This window comes from Seleniivibrio sp., assembly GCF_021209385.1.
In the GTDB taxonomy this organism is placed as follows: domain Bacteria; phylum Chrysiogenota; class Deferribacteres; order Deferribacterales; family Geovibrionaceae; genus Seleniivibrio.
In genome coordinates this window covers 49,573-63,043 of sequence record NZ_JAJOIL010000028.1, presented here as the reverse complement: position 1 = coordinate 63,043, position 13,471 = coordinate 49,573, and the positions used below count along the sequence as shown (strand labels likewise).

Annotated in this window: 12 protein-coding genes; 11 read left to right on the top strand and 1 reads right to left on the bottom strand. The window is 45.2% G+C overall.

What is annotated here, in order from left to right; translation table 11 throughout:
- Positions 1-42: 42 nt before the first annotated feature.
- The 6 genes from flgM to csrA all read left to right on the top strand — a co-directional run bounded on the left by flgM (position 43) and on the right by csrA (position 7,233).
- Positions 43-342, top strand: a complete 300-nt coding sequence (flgM, locus tag LRY47_RS08855; protein ID WP_295224388.1) for a flagellar biosynthesis anti-sigma factor FlgM — start codon at positions 43-45, stop codon at positions 340-342.
- Positions 343-410: 68 nt separating this feature from the next.
- Entirely contained in the window at positions 411-890 is a 480-nt protein-coding gene (flgN, locus tag LRY47_RS08850) for a flagellar export chaperone FlgN (protein WP_295224386.1), read from the top strand.
- Positions 891-919: 29 nt separating this feature from the next.
- Entirely contained in the window at positions 920-2,671 is a 1,752-nt protein-coding gene (flgK, locus tag LRY47_RS08845; protein WP_295224384.1) for a flagellar hook-associated protein FlgK, read from the top strand.
- A gap of 12 nt (positions 2,672-2,683) precedes the next feature.
- On the top strand, positions 2,684-6,469 hold the full coding sequence (locus LRY47_RS08840) for a hypothetical protein (RefSeq protein ID WP_295224381.1): 3,786 nt from the start codon (positions 2,684-2,686) through the stop codon (positions 6,467-6,469).
- 83 nt (positions 6,470-6,552) lie between these two features.
- Entirely contained in the window at positions 6,553-6,987 is a 435-nt protein-coding gene (locus LRY47_RS08835; RefSeq protein WP_295224378.1) for a flagellar assembly protein FliW, read from the top strand.
- Between the two features lie 15 nt (positions 6,988-7,002).
- Positions 7,003-7,233 (top strand): carbon storage regulator CsrA, encoded by a 231-nt coding sequence (gene csrA, locus LRY47_RS08830; RefSeq protein WP_295224376.1) that lies wholly within the window; start codon positions 7,003-7,005, stop codon positions 7,231-7,233.
- 144 nt (positions 7,234-7,377) lie between these two features.
- Here the strand turns inward: csrA and LRY47_RS08825 are convergent, their stop codons facing one another.
- On the bottom strand, positions 7,378-9,351 hold the full coding sequence (locus LRY47_RS08825) for a monovalent cation:proton antiporter family protein (protein WP_295224374.1): 1,974 nt from the start codon (positions 9,349-9,351) through the stop codon (positions 7,378-7,380).
- A 103-nt stretch (positions 9,352-9,454) separates the two neighbouring features.
- Here LRY47_RS08825 and ispF point away from each other — a divergent pair, with 103 nt between their 5' ends.
- From ispF to LRY47_RS08800, 5 genes are all read left to right on the top strand, one after another.
- Positions 9,455-9,934, top strand: a complete 480-nt coding sequence (ispF, locus tag LRY47_RS08820; RefSeq protein WP_295224372.1) for a 2-C-methyl-D-erythritol 2,4-cyclodiphosphate synthase — start codon at positions 9,455-9,457, stop codon at positions 9,932-9,934.
- Between the two features lie 2 nt (positions 9,935-9,936).
- On the top strand, positions 9,937-10,398 hold the full coding sequence (locus tag LRY47_RS08815) for a HyaD/HybD family hydrogenase maturation endopeptidase (protein ID WP_295224369.1): 462 nt from the start codon (positions 9,937-9,939) through the stop codon (positions 10,396-10,398).
- Positions 10,399-10,541: 143 nt separating this feature from the next.
- The gene (locus tag LRY47_RS08810) at positions 10,542-11,366 is read left to right on the top strand and encodes a glycosyltransferase (protein WP_366043521.1); all 825 of its coding nucleotides are present in this window, start codon (positions 10,542-10,544) and stop codon (positions 11,364-11,366) included.
- A gap of 18 nt (positions 11,367-11,384) precedes the next feature.
- Complete coding sequence (locus LRY47_RS08805; RefSeq protein WP_295224368.1) at positions 11,385-12,197, top strand: ABC transporter permease; 813 nt, start codon at positions 11,385-11,387, stop codon at positions 12,195-12,197.
- Entirely contained in the window at positions 12,194-13,459 is a 1,266-nt protein-coding gene (locus LRY47_RS08800) for an ABC transporter ATP-binding protein (protein ID WP_295224366.1), read from the top strand. Before LRY47_RS08805 ends, LRY47_RS08800 begins: the two co-directional genes overlap by 4 nt.
- The last annotated feature ends 12 nt before the right edge of the window (positions 13,460-13,471 follow it).

Sequence of the window (13,471 nt, the reverse complement as noted above, 5' to 3'; positions counted from 1 at the left end):
TTATAGGGTAGTCCGATTAGAGACTAGTACCGGAGGCTCACAATGAGAATAGACGACAAAATGAGATTCGACCTGAACAAGGCGAACGAAGCGGCTTCAAAGAAGAAGACCTCTGCTTCATCTGCGGAGTCTGCCTCATCGACATCCGGCTCTGATTCGGTTTCACTTTCTGACAGTGCTAAAGTGCTGGCAGGAATGAAAAATACCCTTGCATCGTCTCCCGATGTCAGAACCGATCTGGTGGCCGATCTTAAAAGCAGGATCGAAAACGGAACATATGATGTTTCCGGACGCCAGGTTGCTGAAAAAATAGTTCAGACGTCTGTGGAAGACCTCTTCTAAAAAAACTTTAGTCAAAATTCCCGTTCTGACCTGTGTCTCATAACTGCCGAATCATTCGGAGGTATGAGATGGAGAACATCAAAGCATTGCTTGAGATAATGGACTCTCAGAAAAAAGTTTACACTGAGATGCTGTCCATTCTTCAACAGGAAAAAGAAGCCGCAATGAAGTGGAACGCCGCCCGTACAAACGAGCTGGCGAAGATCAAGGATACCCTCGCTTATAAAGAAAAGGTTATCAATGAGGCTTTTATCAACTGTATCAAAAAGATCGAAAAACAGCACGAGCGCGAAGGGCTTCGTGTTGAGATCATCGCGCGTGAACTTGCAGGGGAACATTCCTCAGAGCTGATGGCAGTCCGCAATGAGCTTGTCACCCTTACAAAAAAAGTGAACGACGCGAACACTTCACTCAAAATTCTCTTCAAGACAAATATGACGCTTATTGACGGGCTTTTCCAGAAGCTCGGCATAGCAGGCAGAAACACATACGGCATTTCAAAGCAGTATAAGTCTGTTAAAACGTCAACTATCTGTCAGACAGGCTAAGTTCGCCCGAAAGAAGGCGGGAGAGGGACATGGGAAACATATTAGGAATATTATCCACAGGCGTATCGGGACTTTTTGCTTCACAGGCGCAAATTGACGTTGCCGGTAACAACATTACAAACGTAGACACCCCTGGATACTCCAGACAGAGAGTGAGCCTTGTGACATCAAACTCACAGACCACAAGCTACGGAGTTTTCGGACGAGGTGTATCCGTAGAGAATGTTGTACAGGTATACGACTCTGTTCTTGCGTCTACCATAAGGAATGAGACTTCAGATCTTGCGTATTACACAACACTTCAGGATACCCTTACCAACATTGAGATATATTTCAACGAACTTGAAGACGGTTCGGGGCTTGGCGAAGCGATGGCGGAATATTTTGATGCATGGAGCGACCTTGCGAACACAGCAACCGACGAATCCGACGAAGCGCTTATCAAAAAGCAGACTGTTGTTGAAAAAGCATCCGTTCTGGCGGAGAAGATACGCGCAAGTTATTCTGCACTCGAAGGTATGCAGGAACAATCGAACAAAAATATCAAAGATTATGTTTCCGAAATAAATTCCATTTCCCAGAACATCTCCTATCTGAACGGACAGATAGCTTTAATTGAGGCGACAGGTTCTATGGCGAATGATCTCCGCGACCAGAGGGAACTTCTGCTGAACGACCTTTCCGAGCTTACCAACATATCTGTTGTGGAACGTTCTTCCGGTCAGGTTGCCGTTTATGTGAACGGAAACGCACTGGTTGACGAGGGGAACTATTTCACCCTTACGGCAGCCCAGACATCCGGCAGCGATACTGACGTAAGCATCTACTGGGGTTCAAAGACCACCGGTGAAGAGAGTGTGAATATCACATCCGCATTCAATTCCGGAAAAATAGGCGGCGAACTTGAAGTGCGCGACAATCTGTCGCAGAATTACATGGATCAGCTTGATGATCTCGCGGCTTCGCTTATAACTTCTACAAATAAACTGCACGCTCTGGGTCAGGGTTCTGACAGACTTACCCAGATAACATCCTCAAGCGGTGTCAAAAACCCGTCATACCCCCTTGGTGAAACTGCCGGTGCATTGCCTTCGGCTGTTAATGAAGGAGTTCTCCGTATTGCGGTTTACGATACTGAGGGCAATCTGGTGCAGAATCTCGACATAGAGATAGATCCTTCAAAAGACTCTCTCAACTCTGTAATATCAAAGATATCTTACGCTGACGGCAACCCCAACGGCGGTCTGATACAGGCTTCCCTTTCACAGAGCAACACACTTAAAATAACTTCTGAATCCGGATATACGTTCTCCTTTGCTGAGGATACGTCCGGTTTTCTCGTTGCTTCCGGAACCTACGGTTTCTTCTCCGGTCAGGATGCGTCTAACATCGATGTTTCCACTCTGATCAAAGAGAACATCGGCTATCTTGCCACATCCCAGTCGGGAGCTGTCGGCGATAACACCAACGCGGCGGCTATTGCAGACCTTAAGAACACAGACCTGCTCGACCATAATGTAACTCTGGACGAGTTTTATTCACTGTTCATCGGAACAATAGCAACCGACAAATCTACTGCAGACACCTATGCCACCACAAAAGAGAACCTTGTGGATGAATATTCTCTGAAACTGGAGAGTATCAAAGGCGTTTCGCTCGACGAGGAGATGGCGGATATCATCCGTTTTCAGAGAGCCTATGAGGCGAGTGCAAGATTCATCAACGTTGTCGATGAGATGATCGACAAGATAGTTAACGGTCTCGGTACCGGCGGCAGATAAGAGGGGGCTGACATGAGAATCACTACAAATATGATACATATGAATTACACTTCCGGTAATGCCAGAAGTCTTTCTAACCTTCTGGATGCCAATGAAAGGGTCGCAGCAGGAAGAAACATGCTCAATCCTGAAGACGATCCCACATATTATGTTACGGCATATAATATGCAGATTATGTCAAACGAGGCGACCCAGTACGGCAGAAATGCCGACAACGCTGTGACATGGCTTGACAACGAGGACAATCTTCTCCAGACAGCCTATGATTATCTTGCAAAGGCGCGCAACGAACTCGCCGTAGCCGGACGAAATGACAGCCAGAACGCGGAAAGCCGTAAAGCTCTTGCGGGTGATGTTCTTTCAATACTGAATGCGATGAAGGATATCGGCAACTCACAGTATCTCGGCAGATATGTTTTCGGCGGATATGAAACACAGACACAGCCATTCGTTTCCGGTGACAGAGAAGTTTCCGCTGTGGTTTCTTCATATTCAGGTACAGAAGCGATATCCAAAAAACTTTTCGGCGACATGCCGGAGCTGTCAGAGGGCGCATACACCGTTAACGTTAGCGTTATGGACGGCGTTTCATATGTGACAATGACCGATTCTCTGGGCAAATCCGTTCTTCTGGACAGCAACGGTTCGGACGAGACCACAACCACAGGCAACATTACCACCAATACTCTTGTAGCGGCATATAACGGAGAAGGCGTTATCAACACCGGTGTCGGTGTCGGTATAAAGCTTCCTGACGATATACCTAACGGTCAGAGTATCAAGATGCAGTTTTACTATACTCCCGGCGACGATATCACATATGTGGGCGACGACGGGCAGATAACATCAAAAATAGCTTCCAACCAGGAAGTTGTTATAAACGTGAGCGGTCAGGATACCTTTATGGAGACCTACAGAACCACGAAAGGCACCACCAGAAACACCGTTAACGGAATAGGCATTACTAATACGACAAAATTCTCGCAGATAGACGGCGCTAACGTCAGCACCGCGGATTCTATGAAGTTTTCCGGAACAGACCATAACGGCTATGCCATCGGTACGGCAAGAGTCTCATCTCCCGGAAACGTTAACCTTGATATGTCTGAAGCTTCCGAAGAGGAAAGAACCATAACTGTTACATACGGTAACAGAGACTATGACATAACACTTTCCCAGAAAGGTTATTCAGATATGGACGAGGTTATTTTCGACATCAACAGAAGCCTTGAAAATCTGGGTTTGGGCGGAGAAATGTCCGCTGTAAGCGACGGCGACAGGCTCATGTTCATATCCAACAGAACAGGCGAGGGTGTGCAGTTATCCGTCACAGGTTCCGAAAACAACAGGCTGGGATTCAAAGACCTCCCTGTTACAGCAAACGGTATGGATACAACCTTTGAACTTGCGTATGACAACTATGTCGGTCCCGTTTCTACAACACATACCGATGTTCCGATAACAGGTGGAGTTTACACGGAAGTATCCGTGAACGGTCAGACAATCGGTTTTACTCCGGCATCCGGTTCTGCTGCCGACATCCAGTCCGCGCTCAATCAGGCGCTGATGGACAACGGAATGGGTTTTGACGTATACGCAAACGTTACTGATGCGGCAACGCCCGGACAATATGACATCAAATTTGAACTGATGAACTGTGAATATACCGATGAAACATATCTTGCCACAAAGGTCGGAACCGATTATCAGTTCGATACGCCAAGGGGCAGCGACTATCCCATTGATGATGAAAAACGTATAAGCGATATGCTTTCATATATTGAAAACCTTTACGGAAATGCTGTGGACGCAACCCTTGTTGACGGCAAGCTTCAGGTTAAAGATCTCAGAAGCGGCACAAGCAAAATGACATTTGCCATCGACGAGAACAACTCAGGTATCGGTTATGCACAAAACTCTTCCGATATAATGCTCTCCGGTTATTACAGTTCCAAAAAGGACGACAACTGGAACGTTACCGTGAACGTCGGCGCAACCGATATCACTATTCAGGTTACCGACAAACTCGGAAATCTTGTTTATGACAACTCCGCAAGCCCCATTTCAAAAGCATCTTATAACGGCGGAGAAATAGAGATAGGCAACGGGGTTAAGATACAGCTCGGCGATATCGCCAATTCCGCAACACCTATTACAACATCGTTCGAGCTTGAGCTGACAGCCAACTCAAACCTCAGCTTCGGCGATCTGAACATCACGGAAAAGGGTGAGAACGTCAACGTTTTCAAATCCCTCGAGAACCTCTATTTTGCCCTTGAGATGAACATCCCCGATTCAGGTATCGGCGCACCTAGTTCATGGTCTAAAGAGGATCTCGGTTCTTCTGCCGTTCCTTATCTGGACGGTGAGTTCCGCGGAAACTATAACGAGATATTCAACTTTGAAGTTCAGTATAACGATTCCCAGAGTGATTTCTATCTCCAGAAAAAACAGGAATGGACTTCATCCACCTTTAAAGACCTGAACGTCGGTACGGTTGGTTTTGAACTTGTTCTGAACACCGAAGACGGTAAAGTGACAAGAAACTTCTCGTCATCAGCAGCCACGGCGGCAGATAAACTTGACGATTTTGTTACGCAGATAAATTCCGATTACGATCTTCAGCAGATGGGTGTGAGAGCTTATAACGATAACGGACAGCTCCGCATTGATACAAACTCAGGCGCAATGGAGATTGACGTAAATTATGACGATGACCTGTCCGCCTATGTGATGGGCATGGACGATGCATATCCGGCAAGAGCCGAGACCACTGCCGAGCTTGCTCTCAGCAATCTGGACAATCCGGTAACGCTGAATATAGACTACTATGACGGTGCAGCATGGCAGAACACCACAGTAACCGTACCGAATGTGGATTATGCGGACAGCTCGGCGCTGCTGGCTGTCATAACGCCTCAGCTTCCTGCCGGAGTCAGTGTTTCGCTTGATGCCGGAAATTTAATTTCATTTTCCGGTCCTACATCCGATATTATAGTTTCAGGTGATGAAACAGGCGCCCTCGGCTTTCAGAACAAAGTCGGAGCCGATACTGTCGTTAACAGATCCGCGGTAACAATGGATCTCAGCGAGAAGAACTCGGAACAGAGAACTTTGACCTTTTCATACAACGACGGTACCGACCACACTGTGAGCATTGAGGTTGATGCGGAAAACTTCATGACATATGAAGACATGATCGCAAATATAAACGAAAAGCTATCCGATGCCGGTATCAGCGGCGTTGTTCAGGCTGAACTGACAGGGACAAACGGAATAGGCTTCGTGTTCAATGGCGTAACAGGTACTGCCGTTTCCGGTGACTACGAAAGCACGCTTGGATTTGCCAAGGCGGGCGATTCTGTTAAGATAAAGGTCACAGGAGACGACGGCGAACTTATAAATACATATTCGATGGATACCGCAGGCGAGAAATATTATGTGGCGGATGGCGTTTATCAGTATTATGACGCCGGATATCTTTATGCCACGGATTCTTTCACTGCTGCTGTCGGTTCCGGTATCGAATATGAACTGGACGTGCTGGAACAGGCGGAATCTCAGGTTCTTTCCGCGCTTACTACCGTTGGTAACAGTACCAGTAAAGCGGAATCCGCAATAACGTTCAATCAGTCGCTTCAGCTCACAACAGAGGAGCTGAAAGCGAAATATACAGGATCGACACTCATAGACCAGACACAGGCTTCGGCGGATCTTACAGTTGCCGAAACGGCTTACCAGTATGCGCTGAAATCAACATCGCTGCTTTTAAATGTAAGTCTGCTTGATTATCTGTAAAAAGTGCCGATTAGATATACGATGCTAACGGAATACAGGAGAATTTCATGGGTGCAAATTCTGTCAATATATGTGAGGATACAATGGAAACCAGAAAGATAGTATCCGGTAAACTGGGAGAAATTTCCTTCACGGAGAACGACATAATCACTTTGTCGTCCCCTATGCTGGGTTTTCCCGATCTGAACGATTTTATTCTTATATCGAACGAAAAGTCTTATCCTTTCCTTTGGTTCCAGTCGGTTCAGGACAAGGATATCTGTTTTATCCTTGTGGAACCGGAACTTTTTGTTCAGGAGTACACACCCAGACTGAACAAACGCGAGCTTAAAATTCTCGGAGCAGAGGATGAAAGCAAGCTGAAACTGTTCTGTATCGTCGTTGTTCCCGACCAGCCTAAAAACGCCACAATGAACCTCAGGGCGCCGCTGGTAATGAACTCTGAGAAAAAACTTGCAAAGCAGGTCATTCTGGAAGAAGATAAGTGGCAGATCAAGACACCGATGTTCAATAAATAAACCGCAGGAAGGCAGATGCTTGTATTATCAAGGAAGATAAACGAAAGCATAATCATCGGCGACAATATCGAAGTAACCATTGTCGAGGTCGCAGGGCGAAATGTCAAGATAGGCATAGAAGCGCCCAAAGATGTAAGTGTGCATAGAAAAGAGGTCTACGAAGCCATTAAGGAAGAGAACCTTCAGGCTGTCAAAAAAGAGAACCTCGTCTCCCTTGTGGATTTCTTCAAACAGCACAATAAATAATATTCTATTATTCAGGTTGTTGACAAACTACATATTCATACAAAACCATTAGACTGCTTCGGGCTAAAGCCCTCGCAGAGACAGGTTTTTTGTCTTCGCGAGGAGCACATGCGACGACGCGATCCGCTCCTCCGGCATACCGAGTTATGCCTGACCTATACTCTGCTTAAAATTATCCGCGTCCTTCTCTTCACCCATCAGCATAAGTTCGTCCCTTTCATTAAGAACAAAATCACTTCCGGGGTTTGATATGGTATCCAGTCCGCGGTTAACAGCCAGCAGGTTCAGCTTGTATCGGAATCTGATATCCACCTCGCGGACGGTCTTTCCGGCAATGTGCGAGCCGACCGGAATTGTTACGTTGTTGACGCTCATGTTGGCTATGCTTATGGAGCCGTCCAGCCCGCCTGTTATCATTTCCCTCGGTTTGCCCATTATCTCCGTACGGATATTGTTCGCTATGTCCTCTATCTGTTCGCGCGGTATTCTGTATTTTTTCAGAACACGCGAGAAAGTTTCTATGGATGTTTCATATTCTTCAACAACTATTTCATTGGCACCCAGAGATTTGAGGGCTGTGTACTCCGTGAGGTACCTTGTGCGTGCGATTATGTATATCGTCGGGTTTTCCCGTCTCGCCGTTTCCACTATTTTACGCACGCCCACTGGGTCGGGAAGTGTTATAACCATAACCCGCGCTGTCTTAAGACATGCGTGTTCAAGAACGGCTGTCTGGGAAGCATCGCCGAAGAATATCGGAGTTCCGTTGTGTTTTTCTTTCTTTACGGTGTCAGGGTTCATCTCGATAACAACGTATTCTATATCGACTTCCCTTGCGGCTCTGGCAGTGTTGCGTCCGTTCATTCCGAAGCCCGCAATGATAATGTGGTCTATGAGTTCCTTTTCAGGTTCTTTCTGCTCTTCGGAGAGATACCCGCCGCGGAAAGCCTGCGGCATCGGCAGCTTTACAATCATTTCAGCCACATGGGGCGCTGCTATTATAAGGAACGGTGTGGATGCCATTGAAAGCACTGTGACGGCTATTAAGAACGAATACTGATCGGATGTGAGCAGACCGGACGTAGCGCCGACTGCACCCAGAATAAATGAAAATTCGCTCACCTGTGCCAGTGAAAGACCCGCAAGCACGGATGTCCGCACCGGATAACCTATTACGTTCACAACAAAGCCTGTTACGGCAAATTTTATAAGTGTAAGAAGCACAAGGCTTGAGATTGTCATTACAGGGTTATTTATGACAACCGACGGGTCAAGCAGCATGCCTATAGACACAAAGAAGAACCCTGCGAAGACGTCCTTGAAAGGAATTATGTCCCCGAGAGCCTGCTGACCGTATCCGGATTCGCTGACCACTATGCCTGCGAGAAAAGCACCAAGAGCCAGTGACAGCCCGGTTTTAGATGTCATCCACGCAACGAGCAGACAGACAAGAACTACGGTTATCATGAAAAGCTCGCGGCTTCTGGTCGCCGCAACCTGATAAAGGAGCTTGGGAACCAGAAATCTGGCGAATGTGAAAAGCAGTACGACAACGACAACCGCTTTGCCAAGGATGATACCGACATCGGATATGTTACCGCCCTGTCCAGCAAGGAGAGGAACAAGGAGCATCATGGGAATTACAGCGATATCCTGAAATATAGACACCGCAAGCGAAATCCGTCCGTGAAGCGCGTCCACCTCGCCTCTGGCGGCAAAAACTTTAAGCATGATCGCCGTACCTGAAACTGCAGCCATCATGCCCATTACTATTGCGGTGTTAAGTTTGTATCCGCCGAGATATGCTGCACCCGTAAAGGCGGCAACGCATCCGGCAACCTGTAAGCTTCCGCCTATGAGCGCCGGACGCTTAAGAGAGAGAAGCGTTGAAAGTGAAAATTCGATCCCTATTGTGAAGAGGAGCAGGACAACGCCTATCTCCGCCATCATATCAACCTGTTTGACAGCGTGAATCAGTCCCAGACCGTTGGGACCCACAAGTACGCCCGCGAGAAGATACCCCATGATTTCAGGTATTTTCAGTTTCCCGCAAATAAAGAGCGCCACAGCCGCAAACAGAAAAATGGTTGTGATATCAGCTAAAATAGGTATCTGCATAAATTATCCCCCGATGACCAATATTATCTATGTGAAATTCTAAATCAACATAAAATGTTTTAAAATTCTGACAAAATGTATAGAATGTTACAGGAGACTGAGAATGAAGATAAAAAGCGGAATCGGTTTTGATGCGCACAGGTTTGCAAGGGGGCGTAAACTCGTCATCGGCGGAGTTGAGATAGATTTTGATCTCGGACTGGACGGTCACAGCGACGCGGATGTTCTGATACACGCTATTGTTGATGCAGTCGCCGGACCTGCGCTTGGCAAAGACATAGGCAATCTGTTTCCGGATACCGATGGGGCGTACAAAGGCATAGATTCTAAAATACTCCTTGCAAAAGCAGTTGAAATGATACGGCTGGCAGGGTTTGATATATCTAATGTGGATGCGGAGATAATTGCGCAGAAACCGAAGATGGCACCGCATATTCCGCTGATGCGTGAAACCATAGCGGGTGTTATGGGGTTGAGCTTGGAGGATGTGACCATTAAGGCAACCACCACCGAAAAAATGGGCTTTACAGGCAGGGAAGAGGGCATTGCGGCTCTCGCAACCGCTATAGTTATTAAGGAGTGACCATGAAACTGCTGGTGCTTGGTATAGGTAATCTTGTGATGAACGACGATGCCGTGGGTGTCCTTGCTGCGCAGGAGCTCATGAAGGAGTTTCCTTCAACCGACACTTTGAGGGTTATGGATGGCGGGACGCTTGGACTTGATCTTCTCGTATATATCGAATGGGCCGACAAGCTTGTCATAGCTGATGCCGTGGATTTCGGTCTTGAGCCTGGGACTGTTGTGAAAGTCAACGGTGATGATATTGACGCAGTTTTTGAGAACAGACTCTCCGCGCACCAGATGGGTATGAAAGATATGCTGGCAACAGCTGAACTGATGGGTGTGCGACCGAAAGAGGTTGTGCTTTACGGCATACAGACCGGTTCCATAGAGATGGATATGACCCTGACCCCGCAGGTTGAAGCAGGTATGCCTATATTTGTAGACAATTTGCGCAAAGAAATTACATCATTTCTCCAATAAAACTGATGAACTTTTCCATTAAAAGCGATTCCTTGTTATAGCTTTGATATAAATAGTATGTTTTTGAGCAAATGCAGTCTTTTGAGTTGAATAATTTATGAATATACGTAATTATACACGGTTGTTTTGCGGCGGGTTGTTTAATGAAATATAATATTACAGTTTTAATTGTATACTATGATACTGATCTCAGTGTTTTTGCTGACACCATGAGGAGCCTGCTGAACAGAGAGTGTATATCCAAAATATATATAATAAATAATTCTGACACTGATCTTCATGATTACAGTGAAAACGAACGCATCGAAATCATAAACACCGAAAGGAATATTGGATTTGGAGGCGGGCATAATATTGTAATCAGAGATAGATACGATATTATCTCCGAATATCACATCATATGTAATCCTGACGTGTATTTTGAACATGATGTGCCTGAGCAACTTGCTGAATATATGGACAGACACCCGGAAGCAGGACTTATCGTTCCGAAGGTTCTGTCTGTCAACGGTGAAAATCAATATGCCGCAAAGCTTCTGCCGACACCGTTTGACCTGATCATAAGAATGTTTCATCAATATCTGCCTGAAAAACTTGTAAACAGGTATAATAAACGTTATGAACTCCAGTCATATGACAAAGATGAAAGCATAAGAACTGCAAATCTTTCCGGTTGTTTCATGTTTCTCAGAAAAACTGCCATTAAAAAAGCAGGATATTTTGACGAAAGGTTTTTCGTCTTCATGGAAGATGTCGATTTCTCCAGACGATTCAACAGTTTTGAAGGCAGCTATTATGTCCCTTCAATCTTTATTTATCATCACAGAGGACGCGGCTCTTATAAATATATGCGCCAGAGAATGATACATATCTCATCGGCTATTAAATATTTCAATAAATGGGGCTGGCTTTTTGACAGGGAACGCCGTAACATAAACAGTAGTCTCAGAAAAATACTTGCAATATAAAGGACGCAGGAACTGTTGATGTTGAAGACCGTATTGTCATTATTCTTTTTCATTGCCGATGTGTACAGGTCGAGAAATTTGCTTGTGCAGTTTGCAAAAAGAGATTTTAGATCAAAATACCTGGGGTCTCATCTAGGGCTTCTCTGGGCTTTTGTTCAGCCTGCCGTCACTATCCTGATATTCTGGTTTGTCTTTGAAGTTGGTTTCAAATCAAAACCGGTTGGTAATGTTCCGTTTCTCTTGTGGCTTCTTACGGGTATGGTTCCATGGTTTTTCTTTGCCGAAGGGTGGGGGAATGCCACCAACTCGATAATAGAATACAAGTACCTTGTGAATAAAGTGGTATTTCGTGTCAGTCTACTTCCTCTCATGAAGATTATGTCTTCGTTTGTGATACATCTTTTCTTCCTGCTTGTGATATTGCTGTTCATGCTGATATACCACACTGGTTTTTCCATTTATAATATTCAGATAATTTATTATATATTTGCACTTTTGGTGCTTATGCTTGGGCTTTCACTTCTGACATCAGCTCTGGTTGTATTTATGAAAGATGTTGGTCAGCTGATCAATATGTTTATACAGTTCGGTTTTTGGGGAACGCCCATTTTTTGGTCAATACATATAATTCCTGAACGTTATCAAATATATCTCAAACTCAATCCGATTTACCATATAACCGAAGGGTTTCGAGAGGCTCTGCTTTATAGAGTCTGGTTCTGGGAACATGGTTGGCTTACGGTTTATTTTTGGGTGGTTACCGTTATTATACTTTTAGCCGGAGCAACAGTTTTCAGAAAACTACGCCCTCATTTTGCGGATGTGATATGACAGACGACATTATCATTAGCGTCAGAAATCTGACCAAGAAATACAACCTGTATGATCGTCCGCTGGATATGATGAAGGAGATATTCCATCCTTTGCGCAAAAAATATCACAGAGATTTTTATGCACTGACAGATGTCAGTTTCGACATAAAACGTGGTGAAACTGTTGGTATCATCGGCAAGAACGGAGCAGGGAAGTCTACTCTGCTTAAAATACTGACAGGTGTTGTTAGTCCCTCATCAGGTATTGTAGATGTCAAAGGCAGGATATCGTCCCTTCTGGAGCTTGGTGCCGGATTCAATCCGGAAATGACAGGTGTAGAAAATGTATACATGAATGGTACGATCATGGGCTATTCTCAGGCGGAGATGGATAAGAGGATTGATTCTATTCTGGAGTTTGCCGATATCGGAGAGTTCGTTTATCAACCTGTAAAGATGTATTCCAGCGGTATGTTCGCACGTTTGGCGTTCGCCGTTGCCATAAATGTTGACCCTGAAATACTTATTGTTGACGAAGCTCTCAGTGTCGGAGATGTACGTTTCCAGCAGAAATGTTACAGAAAGTTTCGCGATTTGAAAGAGGCGGGTACTACGGTGCTTTTCGTTACCCACGACACAGGAACGGTCATAAATTTCTGTTCTCAGGTTATATGGATACACGGTGGAAGAAAGCATGATGAAGGCACGCCGGACATAGTTTGTAAAAGATATCTGGCGGCAATGGCATATGATAAGAATACAGATAAAGGTACAGAAACGGAACGAAAAAACAGTAATTTGAACTGGATAAGCACAGAACAATTTGATTCTTTCGGAGATAAGAAAATCATTATTGAACGTGTTTTTCTGGGCAATAGTGAATTAGTTTCTCAGACAACTTTTGAAGGAGGAGAAAAGGTTGTTCTGAAAGTTGTTATGCTGGCTGCGGAGAATGTCGATAGTGTCATTTGCGGCTTTGTTGTCAATGACAACCTCGGTAATCCGATATTTGGTGCAAACACTTATGCCCATTCTGATTTGCGACCTGACTTTGGAAAAGGAAAGGAGTATACTGTTGAATATCGTTTTGTTATGCCTTTACTGTGCAATGGCTTGTTTAGTCTCTCCGTTGCCGTTGCAGAAGGAACGCAGGAGATACATATCCAACACCACTGGATTCATGATGTTTTTATGTTCCGAATCACATCCTGCGATGTTAAAGCTACACTTGGGCAGCTTATTCGTGATGTAGGGTGTGAAATTGATTTGAAAGAATCTTGAAATAAGCAATGA